Origin of the sequence: Pseudoflavonifractor sp. 60 (genome assembly GCF_009911645.1) — a bacterium.
In the GTDB taxonomy this organism is placed as follows: domain Bacteria; phylum Bacillota; class Clostridia; order Oscillospirales; family Oscillospiraceae; genus Lawsonibacter.
Window position 1 is genome coordinate 1 of sequence record NZ_QWKI01000130.1, and the last position, 19,967, is coordinate 19,967.

At 48.3% G+C, this 19,967-nt stretch carries 17 protein-coding genes and 2 pseudogenes; all 19 read right to left on the minus strand.

Annotation, left to right across the window (positions count from 1 at the left end; all coding sequences use genetic code 11):
* Window positions 1-575: 575 nt before the first annotated feature.
* Entirely contained in the window at window positions 576-1,847 is a 1,272-nt protein-coding gene (locus tag D1646_RS23345; RefSeq protein ID WP_243154183.1) for an LPD28 domain-containing protein, read from the minus strand.
* Window positions 1,848-1,923: 76 nt separating this feature from the next.
* Window positions 1,924-3,030 (minus strand): antirestriction protein ArdA, encoded by a 1,107-nt coding sequence (locus D1646_RS14085; protein WP_160637070.1) that lies wholly within the window; start codon window positions 3,028-3,030, stop codon window positions 1,924-1,926.
* 125 nt (window positions 3,031-3,155) lie between these two features.
* On the minus strand, window positions 3,156-4,238 hold the full coding sequence (locus tag D1646_RS14090; protein WP_243154184.1) for an antirestriction protein ArdA: 1,083 nt from the start codon (window positions 4,236-4,238) through the stop codon (window positions 3,156-3,158).
* Window positions 4,235-4,423, minus strand: coding sequence for a hypothetical protein (locus D1646_RS14095; protein ID WP_160637071.1), 189 nt, complete (start codon window positions 4,421-4,423; stop codon window positions 4,235-4,237). The genes D1646_RS14090 and D1646_RS14095 overlap by 4 nt, the downstream gene beginning before the upstream one ends.
* Before the next feature lie 196 nt (window positions 4,424-4,619).
* Complete coding sequence (locus D1646_RS14100; RefSeq protein ID WP_160637072.1) at window positions 4,620-5,234, minus strand: hypothetical protein; 615 nt, start codon at window positions 5,232-5,234, stop codon at window positions 4,620-4,622.
* 599 nt (window positions 5,235-5,833) lie between these two features.
* Window positions 5,834-7,249, minus strand: a complete 1,416-nt coding sequence (locus D1646_RS14105) for a tetratricopeptide repeat protein (RefSeq protein WP_160637073.1) — start codon at window positions 7,247-7,249, stop codon at window positions 5,834-5,836.
* Window positions 7,250-7,510: 261 nt separating this feature from the next.
* Entirely contained in the window at window positions 7,511-9,241 is a 1,731-nt protein-coding gene (locus tag D1646_RS14110; RefSeq protein WP_160637074.1) for a tetratricopeptide repeat protein, read from the minus strand.
* Window positions 9,222-9,710, minus strand: a complete 489-nt coding sequence (locus tag D1646_RS14115) for a low molecular weight protein-tyrosine-phosphatase (protein ID WP_160637099.1) — start codon at window positions 9,708-9,710, stop codon at window positions 9,222-9,224. The genes D1646_RS14110 and D1646_RS14115 overlap by 20 nt, the downstream gene beginning before the upstream one ends.
* Window positions 9,711-9,798: 88 nt before the next feature.
* Window positions 9,799-10,158 (minus strand): annotated as a pseudogene (locus D1646_RS23350) (DUF1016 N-terminal domain-containing protein); the annotation flags it as partial.
* Window positions 10,159-10,254: 96 nt separating this feature from the next.
* Window positions 10,255-12,057 carry a DUF4209 domain-containing protein gene (locus tag D1646_RS14120; RefSeq protein WP_160637075.1) on the minus strand — a complete coding sequence of 601 codons (1,803 nt, stop codon included), beginning with the start codon at window positions 12,055-12,057 and terminating at the stop codon, window positions 10,255-10,257.
* Window positions 12,058-12,095: 38 nt separating this feature from the next.
* Window positions 12,096-12,503, minus strand: coding sequence for a DUF1801 domain-containing protein (locus tag D1646_RS23355; protein ID WP_243154187.1), 408 nt, complete (start codon window positions 12,501-12,503; stop codon window positions 12,096-12,098).
* An 18-nt stretch (window positions 12,504-12,521) separates the two neighbouring features.
* Window positions 12,522-12,866: pseudogene (locus tag D1646_RS23360) on the minus strand (DUF2200 domain-containing protein); the annotation flags it as partial.
* Window positions 12,863-13,528 (minus strand): alpha/beta hydrolase-fold protein, encoded by a 666-nt coding sequence (locus tag D1646_RS14130; RefSeq protein WP_160637077.1) that lies wholly within the window; start codon window positions 13,526-13,528, stop codon window positions 12,863-12,865. The pseudogene D1646_RS23360 and the gene D1646_RS14130, both read right to left, overlap by 4 nt.
* Before the next feature lie 138 nt (window positions 13,529-13,666).
* Window positions 13,667-14,410 (minus strand): metallophosphoesterase, encoded by a 744-nt coding sequence (locus tag D1646_RS14135; RefSeq protein WP_160637078.1) that lies wholly within the window; start codon window positions 14,408-14,410, stop codon window positions 13,667-13,669.
* A gap of 1 nt (window position 14,411) precedes the next feature.
* On the minus strand, window positions 14,412-16,046 hold the full coding sequence (locus D1646_RS14140) for a recombinase family protein (protein WP_160637079.1): 1,635 nt from the start codon (window positions 16,044-16,046) through the stop codon (window positions 14,412-14,414).
* Between the two features lie 5 nt (window positions 16,047-16,051).
* Window positions 16,052-16,870: a recombinase family protein gene (locus D1646_RS14145; RefSeq protein WP_160637080.1), complete on the minus strand. Its 819-nt coding sequence runs from the start codon at window positions 16,868-16,870 to the stop codon at window positions 16,052-16,054.
* Window positions 16,871-16,877: 7 nt separating this feature from the next.
* Window positions 16,878-18,479 carry a recombinase family protein gene (locus D1646_RS14150; protein ID WP_160637081.1) on the minus strand — a complete coding sequence of 534 codons (1,602 nt, stop codon included), beginning with the start codon at window positions 18,477-18,479 and terminating at the stop codon, window positions 16,878-16,880.
* A gap of 77 nt (window positions 18,480-18,556) precedes the next feature.
* Window positions 18,557-18,703: a hypothetical protein gene (locus tag D1646_RS22740; protein WP_201754691.1), complete on the minus strand. Its 147-nt coding sequence runs from the start codon at window positions 18,701-18,703 to the stop codon at window positions 18,557-18,559.
* A gap of 540 nt (window positions 18,704-19,243) precedes the next feature.
* On the minus strand, window positions 19,244-19,921 hold the full coding sequence (locus tag D1646_RS14155) for a sigma-70 family RNA polymerase sigma factor (protein WP_160637082.1): 678 nt from the start codon (window positions 19,919-19,921) through the stop codon (window positions 19,244-19,246).
* Window positions 19,922-19,967: the final 46 nt, after the last annotated feature.

Genomic DNA, 19,967 nt, shown 5'->3' on the forward strand with positions numbered 1-19,967 from the left:
AAAAGTACACTTTTACAAATTGAGGGCGGCTTTGTTTTGTGTGCTCCCTGTGGAGTAGACAAGCGGAAACTGGGAATGATACAAACTGAACTATGGGGCGGATTCTTAATCAAAATGAATTTTTTCGCCGTTTGTCAAGAGAAATGCGAAAAATTTTATAAATTTTTTTAGCACAATGCGGGGAGGCCAGGAAAGGTAATGCCAAGTGTTTGTTAATGTAAAGTGAAAGCGGAGAAGTATTGCCAATCCAGCACTTCTCCGCCAAACACTTTGCATAATTCCTATTTAAAGCGTAAAGAAACATATAAAAACACCTTATTTCTGCTAAGATACTTGTGGGGAACCCCAATATTTTTGTAGGAGGGATCAGATGGACAAGGCCAGATTGATACCAGAGGTGATTTTAGAACTGGAACAAAAGCTTGCTGAACGGGGACAGTCCGAAAATGCGATATCTCAATATCACTATATTTTCAGAGTATTTTCTTCATTTTCGGAATCACTTGGCGAGCAGCATTTTTCGCATGAGACTTTGGCACAGTGCCTGCACGAACACTATGGTATTACAGACCAAACTATTTTAGCGCGTCGGCAAAGTTACAAAAAGAAAGTCCTTCGGGCATACCAAATGTTATGTGATGCGGCAGATGGGCGACCATTTGCACCTGGAAGGGCAGCTCCTCCCGGACGGCCTGGAGGTACTTCTGCGTGTCGATATAGTTCCAACACTCACCGCTGGCGAAGGTCACCCGTCCAACAGCCTGGCTTTCGTCCAGCATCTGCTGGAGCTTGTCAGCGGCCTCCGCAATCACTGGGTCATCCTTGAATTCCTCCATTTTCAGGCGATCATGGGACAGCCACTCCCGGCCTTCCCAGCAGATCACCAGATCCACAGCAGCAATGTCATCCTTGGTGACGCCCAGGCGCTTGTCGTCGTTCTCACTGGCGGCGTAACGCTGGATGGCATTTTCCAGGGATAATCCGTCGGTAAACGCTGCATACGCTGTGCTGCAGGATTCCATCACATACCAGTTGTAGCTGTGGGGGAATCTGGGATCTGCTGTATCCTTAAGCCTCTGCCTGCCCAGCTCCGTCAGTCCCAGCTCCTGCTCCTGACGGACAAAGCAGGAGATATACGCCTGATAATCGCCTTCTATCGGATTGCACCGCAGGCGGTAGATGTATCGCTCCGTTTCCAGCGTGAAGCCGTAGTTCTGACAGCAGGAGCCGCCCTCAATAGCTCCCTCGCTGCCACAGCAGTACCGGCACATGGAGGGGAGATCCTTCAGGATCCCTTTACGCAGGTCGTTCACCACTTTGTCCAGCTCGTCCCGAAATTCCTGCGTGTTCGATTCCTCGGGGCCTCTGGGCCACCAGGTATGATAGAAGCCTGTCCCGCCGCTCCCAAAGTCGATGCGGACATGGCCGATGGCCCCCAGTTCCTCGTCTCTCTCCGGCGTCTGGGCATAGAAAAGCCCCGCCTCCTCGGGGGAAGCGGGGCACATCTGATACCAGAGAGGGACTTCGGGGCAGTGGACATTTTCCGCAGCACAGAACTCAGACAAAGTGGAATTGGTCCCGGTCATCTGAAACATATTCTTGACCAGCCTGTACTGGGAGCGTCCGTTTTTCAGCGGCAGGCGGGAGAGGATAGAGCCCGCGTGGTTCTCCTCCGCACGATCCACCAGGGTGTGGGGCTCGTCCGGACGGCGGGCGGTGCCCTGCAGGTCGTAGCAGTACCAGCCTTGGGGAACATCCTCCTGAGGGATGGGCTGGGCGCTGTACAGCACCGAGGCACCAAACAGGCGGGCACCCAGCAGTTTATCCTTGTAGATGTTGATCAGCAATGAGATCACCTCATTTTCTTTTTATTTGGCAGCAAATACAAATACCACAATTTTATCTGGAAGTCCAGCAGAAGTTTTACATCATGGTTTGCCCAAACTTGGGTCCAGGAAAGGGTTTGCTCAGGCGGCGCACCAGACCGTATCCTGTCTGACGGACGCCGTTCTCCTCCATTGTATCTCTGCCTAACTGGTCAAAATCTGTGTAGCCATCAATGGTATCCAGCAGTTCATCGTCAGCCCCAAGGCGGCTCAGAGCCTCACGGCCATACTCCCGCTCGTTGTCGGAGATCAGCTCATAGTCGTCAATGTCTATGGCCATATCCAAAGCCTCCGTAAAGGTGGAGGGCTCCTCCACTTCCAGTGTGGCACAGTATTTCAGCATCTCGCCGTCTGTCTTGATTCGCTGGAGACAGTGGGCCATCTCATTGGCGTTCTCTACGCTGACGCAGTCCGTGGGGATCAGCCGGTTCAAATAGGGCGCCACATACTCCACGTTGGAGATCGCCGCCTGAGAGAGATCCTCGATCCCCAGGGTTCTTTTTGCGTGATCCAGCTGCTTTTCTGAGGCGGGGAGTGCAAGGGGATAGCTCTGCCCCGAAGCCGTAAGTGCCAGGAGCATCGCCCTCGGTGTTTCCGCCTGCACAGGGACTTCTTCCCGGCGGCGCACCATACCATGAGGCGTGTACACTCCATCAAGTGTGTCTCGCTGCTCTGCGCCGATCTTGGCATAGTCCAGATAGGGCTTTGCCTCCTCGGGGAATGAGAACTTTCCAGTCATAAACGCAGTGTCCACAAGAAAGCGGCCCAGGTCTGCGTCCGTCTTGATCTTGGGAAATATCTCATAACGCTCCAGACTGCCCGCAATGCGTACTGCGTCGTCCAGATCGCCAGTGTATTCCAGTTCCAGCGCCCCGGAAAAAAGGCGCTGCTCCTCTGGCGTCATGCTGCTGATCCGCTCGTCAAGTGCGTTCAGCTTCTGGAGGTCAGCTTCGTGCTCCAGATCAGCGTGCTGGATATACGGGTAGAGGTTGGGGATAGGGCCGTTCACACCGCTGATTTTGATTTGAACAGGCTCGTTCTCAAATCCTGCTGTCAGATCGAGGATGGTGCTGGCCGCATCATTAGAGGTGGCAGGAAGGTCGAGCGTAATACCGTAATTCCGGCACTCCAAGTAAAGAAACATTATGCCATACCTCCCATCTGCGGCCCTTGGCACTGCTCCGGTGGGATATCCCGCATCAGTTCCTCTAACGGGATCGCACCCAGGTATGTCACATAGCCGCACTCGTTGAACTGTCCGCCCTCCTGTTAGATGCGCTGCTCACCGTAGCGGTGGTAGTCGTAGAAGTCTTCCAAATTTTCGTCATAGTCGAAGTGGCCGGACTCCTGGATCATGTATCTGCCATATTCCTCTGGGGTCTGGATATTGGGAATAAAGTTGAACTGATCCAGATTTTCTGCCAACTGCTGGATCGCCATCGTGTCCCCCGGCTCCGCCATACAAGCTACTGCGTTCAGTTTCCTCTGCTCCGCTTCTTTCAGAGAGTCAATAGCCCGGCACATCTGGTTCAGGGCTGGGAGATCACCGCCGCTTAGGGATTCCAACTCCAGGGCTTCCGCAACTTTTTCCGGCAGCTCATCGAAGTCGAGCCGCACCTGGGCATCGTACAATGCAGTAACGCCGATACGGAGCAGGGTGCGCTCGATCTGGTGCTCTGCGGCGGGGAGGTACAGGTATTCCGGATTTTTCCCTTCTGTCAGCCCCTGCTTCGGTGTGACCTCCAATGCTATGAGAGATCCTTCATAGTCATACGCCGGGAACTGATGTCCATTGTACTGCTGGTCCAGGACCATACCGTTGTCGTAGACCACGCCGTAAGGGGTTATCGCTCCGCCGCCGCCATCGATCAGCAGTAAAGCGGTTTCGGTGCCATCCAGATTGGCAAGCTCGTCAGTGGCACAACAGCCACCGCGCATGTTCAAATAATGGGTGCGGCCAACGGCATCTAAATCCGAAAAATCGGTGATGACCGTGGCCTGCTGGCAGGCGAATGTCAAGTTGATGAAGTCCTTGATGTCAACTAACTCCAGCTTGTGGGCCATAGCCTCAAACTGGCTGACCTCGCCGGGGCAGAAGCTGTCCAGCCGTTTCGCCAGGTAGTCCAGCTGATCCACGTTCACCATTGCGCCTTTGAGGGCATCCAGCACACGGTACCAGCTGTCGATCTCGTCCACCTTGCAGTCCCGATCTCGGGAAAAGCCCAAGTCGATTCCCTGGAGCATCTCAATGGCCTGGTCGTACTGGTCAACGGGAATGGGAAAGGGGATGGTGATCTGGCCGCATTCCGGACGCTGGGTGTTGCGCAGTACCGCTTGGATCATATAACTCATACGTTGTCCCCCTTGATCTCCCATTCACGGGGCCGCGGCTTGGCGGGCCGGTCACAGGGCAGCTTCTTCTGGGGCCTGTTCCTCTTGGTTTTGGTACGGATGGGTGGCGTCCTGGACGGATCCATCATCGCGTCGTCGCAAGCTTCGTATCCCTCGCCCCGCCGCAAGCGGCAGGGCTCACTCACTGCGCTGCTCCTCCTTTCCCCATGCGACCCGCTCCGCTGGGCTCGCATGGGGTGCCGAGTGTCACCCATGAAATATCTTGCCATGTTCTTTTTGTCCTCCTCGTAATTATTTGCGATCCCTCAAAAAAGGACAAAAAGAAAAAAGGCGCTGCCCTTTTTCAAGGGGAACGGCCTAAAATGAAACAATGATTGATTTTTAGCTGAACTGTATTCCGTTGTTTTTGGCGAACATCTTGTCCGCGAACTTCAGTTCTCTATCAGTAGAGATTGCCACCCACTTGACCAGATCGGGAACGGCAGTTTCGATTTGTTCTGCTGTGGACTCCAAGCACTTCTGCCGCTCGTCCGTGATAGGATAGTTGCTCGCCAGAGTATCACAGATACAGCGGTACATCTCAGCCAACTGATCCGGAGTAAAAAGGGCACTGCGGGAAACGAGACCGGATCGAGTGACGAAGTCCTGCTTGGCAGTGGCGTAGCAGTCCACACCGCCGAGGGGACCGTGGTAATCTCCCTGGTTGAGTCCAGTACGTTCCTGTACTCGCTCCCAGGTGATAAACTGGACACCATACTGGGTGGGGTGGCCCGCCAGGACCACGCTGTTGAAATCAGCCAGCAGCCTGTAGTCTCCCGTCAGGCCGCTGGCTGTCAATTGGGGCGCCGACTCCATCTGACTCATATACTCGGCAGTGGTTTTGGCGATGGAGATCACTTGGTCCAACGCGGCGCTTCTGTGGCCGTCTGCCGCGTCCTCCCGCCGGAGACTGAGGGTCAGCTCTTTGAAATACCTGTTTCTTTCTTCTGTGTCCATTTTGATCCTCCTCGTAACTTTCATATAATTTCAACTTTTCGGCCTAAAAAATCCAGAGCCCTTTTTCATTTCCCCTGTTTCAAAAACAGGCGCTGGGGATATCGCATTTCTGCCGTCCGCTCCTTAAGAGGCAGCTGCAGCTCCTGGCATTTTCTTGGAAAAGCAAAAAAGCGCCGGCCTGTCATTCCTTTGGAACTGACGGACCGACGCTCAAAACAGGCATATCAAAGGTTTAGCGCCCTTTTTCAATTGTGTGTCGCGGGTTTAAGTCGTACCTGAGTGAATAAAAAGCAGGGAAAAATCTAAATTTTGAGGCCCTTGGATCTTCATCATCCAAGGGCCTCCGAGGCCTTGAAAATTCTCGCTTTTTTCACCAAAAATCTTTTTTGACCTCTTTTTCTGGAAGTGCCGAACACTTTCGATGCCACAACCACAGGGCAGAAAATATATGCCCAGCGAGAACATTTTGGACTTTCCAAAAGGAAGTGTCCAAAATGCCCCCGCCAATTCACTATTTTGAATAATTACACCGTATCTTGGATAGAAGGTTGCATATCTTACGTAATCCCGCAAAGTTTTTTATCGGGATTCAATCAACGTTAGATTTGAGTAATTTCCCGAACAAAGCCCATGTATTTCCATGCTTCTTCACTTTTTCTCATATACACTTCATCTCTTGTTAACCTATACAGAAAATCATTAATCTCAACTAAATAGACATCTGCTTGACCATAGTGATTAACTTGTTTATCTGAATACCAGTATACCGCTTTTTCAAGTCGCCATATCAATTCTGTCCACTCTTTGCCGGTTAATTGCTCAATTTTATTATCTTCAACATTGTAAAAATTTTGCCTTTCATAATTTTGTGTGTCAATCTGCTTATAAAAAACGATTAACGCTTGTTTCCTATACCATGAGGCTATACAATAGGCACATCGCCAGTTACTCGGAGCAATTTGATAGGCCCTTTTGTATTGTTCGAGTGCATCAGACATATTTCCGCTTTTTTCATAGGCACTTCCTAGATTCCGGTAGAACTTTTCTCGTACCTTATTTGGCAGTTCTGTGGAATAATTGATAGCTGCTTCAGCCATAGTTGTCACGTCTTTTAATTCTTCTTTAGAAAAATTCTGTATAATATCAACATAGGTCGATGCAATATCATTGGCTAAATAGGCCAAAAACTTTTGATTTTCTGGACTGTAGGAAGCAGCATCCGAAAAATCATCCGCTTTTTGAATATGGAATAGCCACTTTCCCGCTTGAATATATTGTTCGATGGCAGATTTAGCGGTTTGGCAGTATTCTTCCGGCTTATTTTTTTTGTCATATCGTGCCTTATAGTGCAAAAAGTCCCCCCACCGCCAAGAAGTATATCCCATTAAAAAGTGATATTGATCATAACTTAATTTTTTTGCGTTTTTATATTCTTCGGTCAATTCTTTCAAATTTTTTGCAAAATCCGCCCCCTTTAAATTAATATCTGTATATGACTCATCTCCATACAAATGGTAAGAAACTTGAAATATATCTTCCAATTCAAAAATTTTTTCCGAAAGTTCCATTGGCAAACGATTGATATAGCCCAATTGTGTGGCAAAATATTCAGAGGCTGTGCTTGAAGATAATATACGAAACTTGGATTTAAGAATTTCCGTATACATCTGTTCAGTTACTTCTGTTATTTCCTGTGCACGATCTAATATAACCCGCAACTCTTCTTTTGAGAGGACATTATAAATATTTAAGCCAATCCATACAGCTATCGCAATACCAATCAAAGACAATGTAAGAGATTCATGGGTGTGCACATTACTCATAAGAACATTGGCATAATTTAGTTCGTTGGCATTATCTAGTCCACTGGATATTTCTTGCACGCTATTAAATCGTATAAAGTCAAAGCATAATCCCAAAATAATTGCAAAACAGAGAAGCAGTGGCAGAAATATTGTAGCTTTCATCCACTTCTTTGTTGTACGAATTTTTCTCATTTTGATACCAGCTTTCATCGGATTTTCACCAAATATAATATTCAGTTCTACAATGAGGTCTCTCCATCAGATTCCATGGGCATTTGAGAATGCCTATAACACTTGTTTTATAGGAAATACTGCTTAAATTCTTGCCCCAAATAAAAATTTTCAACTTATTTGTTTTAGAAGCCAGTGGCAGATATAAAAAGTGAAAAGCTCCACATTGCAAGCTATCCAAAATATAACAAGTCCTGTTCTTTTCTAAAACTGTTCGAAAAACAAATTCATTTAGGCAATTCACAAGTCTTCTGCGATTTTTTTATCCGCCTCTGCAAGTTCTTCTCTTCCAATTGCCAAATATGCGTATGCTCGATTTAGATAGGCTTGTTTGTTTTTGGGATTCAATTGGATTGACTGGGTGTAATCTTCGATAGCTTTTTCGTACCTTTTTAACTTAGCATATATATCGCCGCGATTCTTATAAGCCGTCGCATATTGGGGATTTAATTCGATTGCCTTATTATAATCTTCAAAGGCTTTTTGAGTCAATTTCATTTCTTTATATACAACACCTCGGTTGTTATAAGCAACTGCATAACTGGGGTCCAACTCAATAGCTTTATTGTAATCTCCGATAGCTCTTCTATACTGTCCTAAGTTTTTATATGTAACACCCCGGTTATTATAAGTCTCTGCATAACTAGAATCCAACTCTATTGACTTATTATAATCTCTAATAGCTTCTTCGTATTGGCCTAAATCGTCATATACAATGCCCCGAGTATTGTAAGCAGCTGCACTTTGGGGATCTATCGCAATTGCTTTTGTACACTCTTTGAGGGCATCCTCTTTACGGCCTTCAGTATTAGCACGAATACCTCGGCGAATATAATCCCAAGCAGTAAGTTCCTGCATTTTTTCACGTTGCTCTTCTTCACGTCGTTCTGCCACATTCATCTCCAGCAGTGTTTCTTGAATTTCTGGTTTCTCATTCAATTTTTCCCATTGTTCATTATATCGCTGGACACGCCTATCATGTTTCTCTTTAAGGTGTTCTGCAGTAATCCCTGGCCGGATAGCATCTCCATACATAGTTTTTCCAATCTCTACCATTAACGCATCGAAGCCATCAATAGCAACAAAGTATCCATTTCGTTTTGCCACAAACTTCTGGATATTTTCTTCTGGCAAACTAGAGAAATCGATTTTTCCTCGGTAGCACCAATAAATGCTATTTTGTATGGTTGTAGCATCATCCTCCAAAAAGGACATCAGGCTGTGGTCACCACCGGCATAACCGATCACGATAGGGGTATAGGTGTTCAGCGCATAGCTTAGTGCTTTTTGCCACTCTGTTTTTAATTCTTGGGTTGTTTCAGGACTGTTAAATGGTGCATACATCAAACCACGATGTACTTTCGCTACAATTGGACGCTGAATATTTGCATCCATGTAATCCGCCAAAGATTCATGTCCAACGACAAGTGGTTTCTTATCTGTGTATAAAAAAAGTGCATCTTCTACCAGGCTGACAAAATTTGTAGTAATTACCAAATTGTTAAGATTATTCTCTGTCAATAGCTTTGCCAATGTATGATAACCAAGACTCGGGGTACAAGGTTCCATGATTTTTTCCAGATAGCTATACCCATTGCGGGGATTGGTATAGAAACGCAACTTATAGATATCAAAATAGTACTTACTTGGTATACTTGTGCCATTTTCTTTTGCATATCGCCATGCGTCTTCAATTTCTTCAAATTTATGCGCAATTGCCTTTTCAGCGCACAGCTCATTGGCAATTCTTCGTGTCTCTTCAGCGTCCATTGTGGGCATTCCACGGTCTTCCTTCACACCCATCAAACAATCCATCCACTGCATTTCAAGCACATTACCACTAGGAATACCGGATTCTACTGACGCACCAGAACCTAAGATGAAGCAGAATCTTGCTCCATTTCCAGTTGACTCTTTCATTAACTGGGATAAACGTTTTGCAGAAAGAACCCTAGACTTTGGAAATGTCATAACTACACCCCCTGTGTCTGTAAATAATCCAGCAATCTCCTATACACCCGGCCAGTACATCCTGCCAGGTGGCCTCGAAGTCACCTGTATACCAGGGGTCAGCCACCTCTGCATCGGGACGGCCAGCAAACTCCATCAGCAGATGTAGCTTGCCATCGAAATCTCCGCCGCATATCTGGTACATATTCCGCATATTTTCCTGGTCCATCCCAATCAGGAGGTCGTACTGGTCGTAATCGCGGTTCTTCAGCTGGCAGGCTGTTTTGCCGGTACAGTCGATACCGTGTTCGGCTAGCTTGCGGCGGGCCGGAGGATAGACCGGGTTGCCGATCTCCTCTGTGCTGGTGGCTGCAGACTCGATATGGAACTGGCTCTCCAATCCCGCTTTTTTTACCAGATCCTTCATTACGAACTCGGCCATCGGGCTTCGACAAATGTTCCCATGGCAGATAAAAAGTATCCTTGTCATTGCTCTTGTGCTCCATTTCGGCGCTGTTTTTCTCAGTATAACACACCTCATTCTGGATGTCGAGAGGAAGTTCCGCATGAGCGCCAGCCCTGATTTTCTCCAGCAGCATCAGCTTGGACCAGCCAAACTGTTTCACCGCCTGGATATACCAAGACTTTTCCTGGAGCGTCAGGGCTGCCTCCAGAATAATCACATTTTGCGTCCAGCCGATGGTCATAGCTTCAGCCAGCACATCGGGAACGGCTTCATAGGTACGGTAAAACTCCCGCATCCGACGTAGATTCCGGGGAGAAAACCCAGAAGCATCAGGGTAAGTATTATGCAGATACTCTGCAGCCATGACGGCCGCGCCTTTCTCCGGCCTGCCGCTGACCACCTGGCCAATTTTGAAGTACAGTTCCATTTGCAGCATATCAGCAGCTATGAGCTTGTCCAGTGCTTTGAACATTGTGCTGTAATCAATTGTTTTTCTGATGTTCACAGGATTTCCTCCTTTCTATTACAATAGGAATATAATTTATAAAACAGTGTTCGTTCAGATTTCCTAAACATTTGATTTGTGGTCATTCATAAACTCTTGATTCGAAAGTCTTTCTAATATTGGGTGTGTGTCAGGACTATACAGAGAAAGAAATTTAATAACCAAACACAAAAAATAGAATGCGCTTTCACTGTTCCCAATATTGGGATCTAGAAGTCCATGCGCATTTAGATTTCGAAGATTCTCTCCCGCACGCTCATCCATAATGCTTTGAAATGTAAAAATAATATCATCATTATAACATTCATGCAACTTATCTGACCTAAAAAGCTGTGACAGTGGCTTATACTCTTCTGTTCCATCATCCTTCAAAAATGTAATTGTATCACCACATAAATCGACCAAATTTCTGATTGTATGTTCCATTTGCGGCAGTAAAATATGCATTGCTGAATATAACTCACCCGACAGCCCCAAATACAATCCGGTTTTTATAATTTCTTCTCGCCCATCAGGGATAATGGGATTATCACAGACCAAAAAATCCAAATCTGTACTGGAGAATGGCCCGGCATCTCGAAGGAATTTGTATGCAAATTTTAAAGCAATTGATTCTCCTAAATGTCTTCTTTCAGAAACAAAGTGAACCATATGTTTGTGAAACAAATCCGGATTTTCTCTAGGATTTTCTACATCTAACGGTGGAATTATTTCGGTAATTTGTCCATGTTTGTTTAGGATGGCATTTGAAAACATGGATTTGAAAATAAATTCATGTTGCTCCTCTATTACTTTCCGTGCAGTTTCTTCTACTTCACAGAATTGTACAAGGCGGCCAAGTTGTACTATTGTCTCTTGGAGTGATAATCCCGAAAATAATTGTGATATATACTCGTGCAAAGGATTCACATCATATTCAATCGGAATTGACTTCATATTTCCAATTGTGCTCTGTTGTAATGCCTTTATTTGGGCTCGAACAACTAAAAGTTTTTTACGATCCACTTTTGCATATATTGAACAGGCTTTTTTAAGCAACACAATAGCTCGAAGTTCATCGTTACGTTCCAACAATCTATCTGCATATTTCTCATAATAATCTCCTTGGGCAAGATTGCTCTCATCGATACCAGCATTGCGCTTCAATCGCTTTAGCAAACCCCTTTGGACTGAAAAAGTTTCTTCCACTAGAGAAATATTTTCATTTCCTTCAGTAATACGTTGATGCACAATTTTATTTATGACTTGCAGATATTTTTCCACGCATTCATTTGAAGCGTCCGGATAGACAAGTTGAATAAGGTTTATTGATAAGAATAGCGGATCAGTACCATCCATTTTATGAATTGCATCGTCTATCATTTTTCGAACTTGCTTATATTCTTGGCTGGTTTTTCCAAGCTGTTTGCTAATATCCAATGCACGACAGATAGTCTGATGACATTCAACCCATTCATTAGGATTAAACGCCTGTTCAAACCACTTTAGATATGCTGATACTGAATACCGACCATACTGATAATTTTTAGATAGAATCCATAAAATATCAAACAGTTGCGCTTGTATCCATATTGAACTCACTTCATTGGCCACTGGTTCAATCGTTTCTATATCGCTTGCTTGAATATCATCCATCGAAAATGTCCGATTCCCATTGCTTAATGTAAGCATTGGTGAGTAGTTTTTTTCGGACTCACTATAGGCCATTGACAATACACCACTTAAAACTGAGAGAATCTGTGCATCGTCTTCTTTTTCGGCCTTTAGACTGGCATCTTTTAATATTGCAGTAACCCGATGCCTACTATCATATCCCAAGTGTTTAATTGTAGAAATAGTATCCAAAACATACTGTGATAATGTCATAGGTTATCTCCCCAATTTATTTAGAATGGTAGTTTCATTTACTGCTTTGCTTTTGCTTCACACCACTTTGCAATCTCTGCGATCAGCTCCAGAGGAATTGGTTTATTATATGGGAGCTGAATTGTGCCCTTGCTGGTTTTATACCCTGCTAACCGTCCGGCAAACGCCTCCACAGCTTCCGGACCGGGGTACAGACCGATGTGCTTCTTCGCAGCCGCAAACTGAATCAGGTTGTGGCCCTTCCAGTAAGTCGGCATGCTCCAAGAGATTTTCTCCTTCGCCTCCGGAATACTGGCCCTGATCGCTTCATTTATCTGACGCAGATAGGGCTGTATCTCCTCCGGCTGACTCAGGATATACTCCTCGATTGTCGCCGGTGCGGTCCCACAGTAGTGGTTCTGCTTTGCCTTTTGAAAGGAACGTCCGCACTTAGGGCATATCCACATAGCCGTTTCTTCCTGCGTCCGAAGGATTTTTTCCATTGGCTTTCCCTTTGCCAGCTCATCAATCAGCTTGTCCAGATAACGAATCTCCCGCATGAGTGGGTCCTCAACTTCTTCCACCCGAACTCCGCACACGACACCCTTGATCAGCGTCCGATTGGGATTGGGCTTGGGAGCATTGCAGAAAAAGTCTCCATAGCAGACAGCATTGGAACAGGATTCTTCCAACTCCGCCGCACTGTATCCCGTCAGCCAGCAGATCACCTGGTCGACCTCAGCTTTTGTCCGTCCCTTCCTGGCCGCTTTGTTCAGCAAAAGGCCATAGACTTTTCCAAACTCCATCTGGAACACTTTATCATTGCTCATAGCTCCATACTCCCCTCAAGCGCCCTGATTCCGCGAGCAATCCGAGCTGAAATATCTTGAAAATGTCCGCCTTGGTTCATCTCAAATACCACCGAAATGTTATGCGTCCTCAACAGCTCCGCTGCCCGGCTGGTGCAGTCCTCTACCGCCGCCAAGCGGCAGTTTTTTGTCTCTTTCTCTTTATCTCCTAAAGAAAGATAGACAAATTCCACCTTTGGCGTATTGGCTTTCATAAACTCTAAAAATCCATCGAACCACAGCGAACCAGAAATGGAGGCGGCCCGGTCGAAGATATCCGTTTGATAAACGGACCACAACGCAAACAGGCCAGCCAGCGAATACCCTGCAATACCGCGAAATTTTGGCACATAGCCCAAGTGCTCCTCGGTGAGTGGGATGATCTGATGAATCAGCGTATCCAACAGGTCCGGCCCCTCGCCGCCAAAGTCTTCTCCACCCCGAAATGCCCTGGGTGCGTTCCATGGGGACAACTCCCGGTTCCAATCCACACCGGAGATCGCGGCCAGTGCCATTCTGTGTCCGTTCAGCAGCTGCCAGGTATCTTCCACGTTTTGCCGGTCCATTACCGCATATATGATGCCTTGACTATCGCTTTCCGAAAACAATTCAATTGTATATGGCCCAGAGAGCAGTGTCTGCATCAGGCTCACTCCATCCACTATGCGTATAACAGTTATTGTAGCAGGTGTTGCAGGATTTTGAAATAGCAAAACGGGAATTGCATCATTCAAAGCAAAGAAAAATGCGGCAGACACCGCACTTTTCTTTACTCTGAATATTCAAATTATCTGCACGATCTGCTCCCACAGCAGGATATGCTTTTCTGTGAGCTTTCGGTTGTCGTGATAGTGGCCGCACAGCCAGTAATGGAAGTCCAGCCGCTGATTGACCATCTCTAGGAAATCCGTCAGGGAGTCCGACTCATAGTCCTGGTCTATGGTTTGAGCGACGCTGGTAGGAGCACAGTGTGTGATCACATAGTCCACCTTCCAGCCGATACGCTCCAGGGTCTCCAGTGCTGTGAGGTACTCCTCATCGGAGGGCAGTTCCTCCGGCCACCAGGAGACGCCTTTCACCCGGAAGTGCTGCCGCGTCCGTCGCTTGAACCAGTATTTCTCCTCAAAATTGGGGGCTGCCGGATCAAGGATGCCATCCTGGATATCATGGCTGCTGGCTCCGCCCATGGTGAAGAAGGTGTATCCATCTATATCATAGCACTGACCCCGCATCAAATGGAGCACATGGGGCCGGATGCAGTGGACCTTGCCGCCGTGCCAGTCGTGGACCGGGAGGCTGTTCAGCCGGTCAAAATTCTCATGGTTTCCATCCACCCACAAGGTGGTGAAGGGTTTCCGCTCCAGCCAGTTGAGCCAGTGTTCCTCCTCTGGTGTACCAGCCCATAGGCCACCGAAATCGCCGCAGATGATGATGTAATCGTCTCTAGTCATTCCAGCCTGCTCTGGGAAAAACTCCTTTTTGAAGCGTTGGAAATTTCCGTGGCAGTCGCCTGTTACCCAGATCATGTTACCGCCCCCCTCTAATCGTTTGCTCAATCTCTATACCGCCATGGAGATATACCTTGATCCGTTCTGCTGACAGCACCTTCACCGTATCCACCAGCTGGCGGATCATGCTCTCGTCCCACTCGGTGATCTCGGCGGAACCGGAACTTAGAATGTTGACTGCGTCCTGAATTCTCCGGTTGACTGCGGAGCTGCTGTTCTGCTGTTCCAGCAGAGCGGCTTTCTTTTCCTTCAGCACAGCCATATCATCCGCAATTCGCTTGAATTTGTCCGCATGCTTCAGATATCCGCCCTCACCTCTGGATTCCGCAAACAGTTTCTGAAATTCTTCGTTCAGTTCTGAGAGCCGCCGGTCGATATCCGCCGCACTCATGGTCTTGCCGGAAACAGGAGCCAACTCCATTTGCATGGCACTAGTGATCCGGCTGATCAGAGTCTCTTTCTGACTCATGGCTGAATTGACTGCGGCAAGGATGGCCTCTTGCAGTGGCTTCTCGTCCAGTGTGGGAGAATTACGGCAGTATGTCGTTCCGTAGTCTACTCGGCTGGCGCAGCGCCACACGACGCGCTTGGTTCCCCGCTTACTCCAGACGCACCTGCGATATAGGGTGCCGCACTCGCCGCACACCAGCCGTTCCGTGAGGGCGTACTTGGCGCTGTAGCAGGCCCGGCCAGTCGGAGCCTTGTTGCGGCTGGGGGCCTTCCGGGCGTTCCGTCTGGCCATTTCCGCCTGGACCGCGTTGTAGGTATCACGGCTGACGATGCCCTCATGGCTGTCTGGTGCGTAGTACATAGGGAGCTGGCCCACATTGCGGATCTGCTTCTTGCTGATGCAGTCCTGCGTAAAAGTCTTCTGCATCAGGGCGTCCCCGCAGTATTTCTCGTTCTTCAGTATACCACGGATGACAGCAATAGACCACTGAGAACCGCCATCTACGGTACGGATGTTGTCCCGCTCCAGCGCCTCCTTGATCATGCGCAGGCTGTGTCCGGCCAGGTAGCTGTCATAGATTCTCTTCACCACTTCCGCCTGTTCCGGGATGATTTTGGGCTTGCCGTCCTCCCCCTTCTCATAGGCGTACAGCCACCGGTACTGGTAGTGGACCTTGCCCTCCCGCATGGCCTGACGCTTGCCCCACTGGACATTGCCTGAGAGGGACTCGCTCTCCGCCTGGGCGAAGGCTCCCATCATGGTGATAAGCATCTCGCTGTCCGTCTCCAAGGTATTGATGTTCTGCTCCTCGAAAATGATGGCGATCCCGAGACTTTTGAGCACTCGCATATAGTTGAGGCAGTCCACCGTGTTCCGGGCGAAGCGGGAGATGGATTTGACCAGCACTAGGTCAATCTTCTTCTGACGGCACTTGCGGATCATCTTCAAAAACTCCGGGCGCTTTCGGGCCGAAGTTCCGGTGATCCCCTCATCAGCATAGATGCCCGCCATGGTCCAGTCGGGGTTGGTCATGATCTTGTCGGTGTAGTAGTTCTTTTGGGCCTCATAGCTGGTGAGCTGTTCCTCGCTGTCGGTGGAGACCCGACAGTAGGCAGCCACGCGAAGCTGGCGCTGGACGGCTTTGGCCTGGATCAGCTCCGGTTTTGCTGGGATGACGATCACTCTTGGGGCGGTTTCCGTCATCTGGTTCAACTCCTTCCTATAATTTGTCCGTTCTTCAGCTTCAAACTGATTGCTCCGCTGGGGTAGATCAGAATTGCGGAGGTAATATCAAAGAGCAGGCCGGTGTCTAAATCACCGTCCTGCTCTTTGTTAGACAACATATATTTCAGCCGTAATGTCTCATAGTCGGCGGAACTGAGGGCATTGAATTGAGTTGCTGCCAGGTCGATCACTTTTTGTTTGGCGGCGACTTCATCCAATTCGTTTTGATTCAATTCCTGTTCCAGTGCTCTTTCCAAGTCTTGGACCGGACCGTTGTCTGGGACAATGGCAGGAATTTCGAAGTCAGGAGCCAGCTTTTTTGACTGTGCAAGCAATTTCGTGAGGCTTTTCATCAGGTTTTCGTCCGTCACCTTCACCGAGGTATTCATACAGTTCGGACACCGCCAGTTCGCTCGATAATTTCTCGTCATAGTGCCTCCACAGGACGGACACCGTACCAGGGAGCGCAGTTCCTTGGTGATTTTCATCCGCTCTGGTGAGTCGCAGGACCAGGTGTTCGCTGCTTCCGCACAATGGAAGGTGTTCTGCGTGATGATAGCAGGATACTCCTCATCGCCCATATAGCGTCGCTCCTTTAGAATACGGGCTACAATATTTTTGTTCCACCACTTTTCGGGGATGTATGGCAACCCCTGGTGTACCAGCATGTCCGCCACTTTTTCGTATGAGGCCATCTGGATATAGCCGTCGAAGATCATGCGGACTGTATCTGCGCTCCGTTTGTCAACGCAGATCACTCCGTTCCGAATGCAGTACCCGAATGGCAGTTTGCGTATTTTCATGTGTAAGTCACTCCTTCCGTCCAAGGGATTCCGTCAGCTCCAGCCCGTTGACCAGCCGGAAGCGCAGGACTGTACTGCTCTCGGCAATGACATGCTCCACCAGGTCGCGGAATATATCACCATCGAATGCTGGGAGGAAGTCCGGCATGGTTTCCAGCGTCTCCAGCAGTTCCTGGGTTTTGGGGATGGTATCATCACATTCAGAACCGAGGAGCCGCTCTTTCTCCTGCTTAGCCGCACGGAGCTGTTGGGCAAGTTCGTTGCTCTGGGATATATAAATATCAGGATCGACACAGCCACACTTGTTCAAGGTGGTCAGCATCTGCTCCTGATCCATGATATCGGATATTCTTTTGTTCAGCTCAATGATGTCCAGGCTCCAAAGCATCCGGCGCTCCCTGATGGTCTGGAGGTTGAATATCATCTGTTTGAGGATTGGCTCCCCATGGAGCCGGAGTTTGTGATACACACGGAGGAACGCGGCTTGGATATCATTTTCCGCAATTTGTGTGACAGGGCAGTCCTCTTTGTTGTGGAAATGTGTGCGGCAGACCCAGTAGACTTGGCCTCCCCACATTCTCCGCTTGAACATGGTCCCACAGACAGCGCAGAACATCTTCTTCCGCAGAGGTGTGTCTTGACTGCGGGATTCGGAAATTCTCTTTTCTCTGCGCTGATTTTTCAGCCTTTGCACCGCCTGGAAGGTTTCCTGTGTAATGATGGCTGGATGAGTTCCCTCCGCATAGTACTGCTTCCGCTCTCCGTGGTTTCTGACATGATGGGCCGACAGGATATCGGGCGTATATGTCTTCTGCCATAGGGAATCGCCAATATACCGCTCATTGGACAGGATATAGGATATGGCGCTGTGAGTCCATTTCCTGCTCTCCCAGCCGATTTTCACTGGTACCTGCTCTCGATTGAGCCTCTCCGCAATCTCATCTATGCTTTGTCCTGCCAGATAGTCCTGAAATATCTGACGGACGATCTCAGCACGGCTTTCATCGATTTCGATTTTCTTGTTGCGGATAATATAGCCGAAGGGCATGGAGGATGGGAGATATGTTCCACTTTCCATCCGATACTGATAGCTCCAGCGCATCTTAGCAGAGAGGCTCTCGCTCTCCTTCTGTGCGATTGCGGCGAAGACAGCAGTGAGAAGTTCTCCTGTCATGTTGGAAGTATCAATATTCTGTTCCTCGAAATGTACTCCCACGCCGATGGTCTTCAACTCCCGGATGGTCTCCAGGCAATCCTTGGCATTGCGGGCGAAGCGGGAGATGGATTTGACCAGCACCTTGTCGATCTTGCCCCTGCGGCAGTCTGAAATGAGCCGTTGGAAGTCTGGGCGTTTCTCTGCTGAGGTGCCCGAGATGCCCTCATCCGCATACAGATCTACCAGGGTCCAGTTCTCCTTGCCGCTGATCAGGGTGGTGTAGCGGTTCAGCTGGGCCATAAAGGAGTTGAGCTGGTCGCTGGAATCGGAGCTGACCCGACAATAGGCGGCCACACGGAGCTTTTGCGCTTCCGGCCTCTGGGCGGCCTCAATGACGATGACTTTCTTGGGGGCCAACGCCAGATTTCCACTGGTCTGCTGTCCTCCATACATGTGCCGCACCTCCTCCTGTCAGCAACATACAATACCATAACCCATCTGTAAAAGCTATTAAATTCGAGTCGTGAAACTCAACAAAAAATGATATCCGCTCCGATTTCTCCAGCAATTCTGGCAGCGATCTTCTTCAGCTCAGTTTTGCTGAATCCCTGGTCCTCCAGCAGACGGAGCAGGTTGCGGATACCGCAGAAATCAATGTTTGCGTTTTTCTCTGTCATGATGAATCTCCTCGTAAAAGAAGCGGAGCCGCTCCACATAGGTGTAAAAGTATTGATAAACCCTTTGCGGGAGCGGCCCCGCTGTTTTTGAAATTTGCTGTTGGCCCTATTCGACACTACTTCCCAGGCCGTGGGCGGCAAAACTGAACTGTGCTGGCGCACACTCCGGGTCTCTCACCCCTCCGAGGATCTCTCCGAGCTGCCCCCATTGCGTGATCCTGCATCGCAGGGCTGTGGCTGGGCAGGGGTACCATTATAGGTGAACGAGGTCATTGCGAGGCAGCTTGCCAAGGCTGCTTTTGGAGCGATGAAATACGCTGGGCACCTTATTTGGCCGTCTTTTATAAAAACTTCCAGAATTCACTGCAATCTGTCATTTTTACAGGTGGTCTTGGCGCATCGTCCGAATCGCTTTTCCCTTTTCATAGGCTCGTCCACTGACGTTATTCAGTCGCCGGATATTCAATTTTCAAGCTGCACGAGAGGAACTAAAATTGCCCCCTCACTGTGTAGGCAGCGAGGAGGCCAGTTTTACAACCCTTATTTCAAAAACTTTTTAATTCTTATAAAACGCTTGGATACAGCTTCTTGGGTACATCCCAATTTTTCTGCCAGTTCCCGCTGTGTGTGCTCCTCTATAACAAGGAATGTCAGCAGTTCCAAGTCTTCGATGGAGAGCTGCCGCAACGCACACACCAGCCGCTGGTTCTCAATAGTATCCACCCAGGCATACCGGCCAGAAAAATCTGCCTCATCAAAAGAAATCGTGCTACTTGCAAATTTGCGAAGCAGGACAGAGTTCTCTATTTTCTCGCCATTGATGTACTCGCTAGGTAAAGCCTGTGTGTGGATTTCGTAAGTACGCTGAGAGCGGAAGCATTCCAGGTCAAACTCATAAAGGAGTTGGATCGCTTCTTGGGACATACCCGCCGCCTCATAGTCCTTCCGGAGCTTGTCCCACTCCCGCTCAAAGCGTTTCCTCTCCGTGGCATAATAAAAACCCATACCGGGTCCTCCATTCTTCTGAAATTTTGTAAATAAAAATTCCAGAAGCGGAGGAGAACGGCAGTGGAGCGAAAAAAATCGGCTCCCTTCTTCACCGTTCGACAAAAAACGATGTCGAACAGCAAAGAACGAAGTCGATAAAAAATAAGGTGCAAACGACTGTACCGTTTGCACCTTATTTTTTAGAGGAGAGGCCCAAATATTTTGATTCATGCCCCTGAATCAAAACAGAGGAAAAATAGAAGCACATATACTCCCC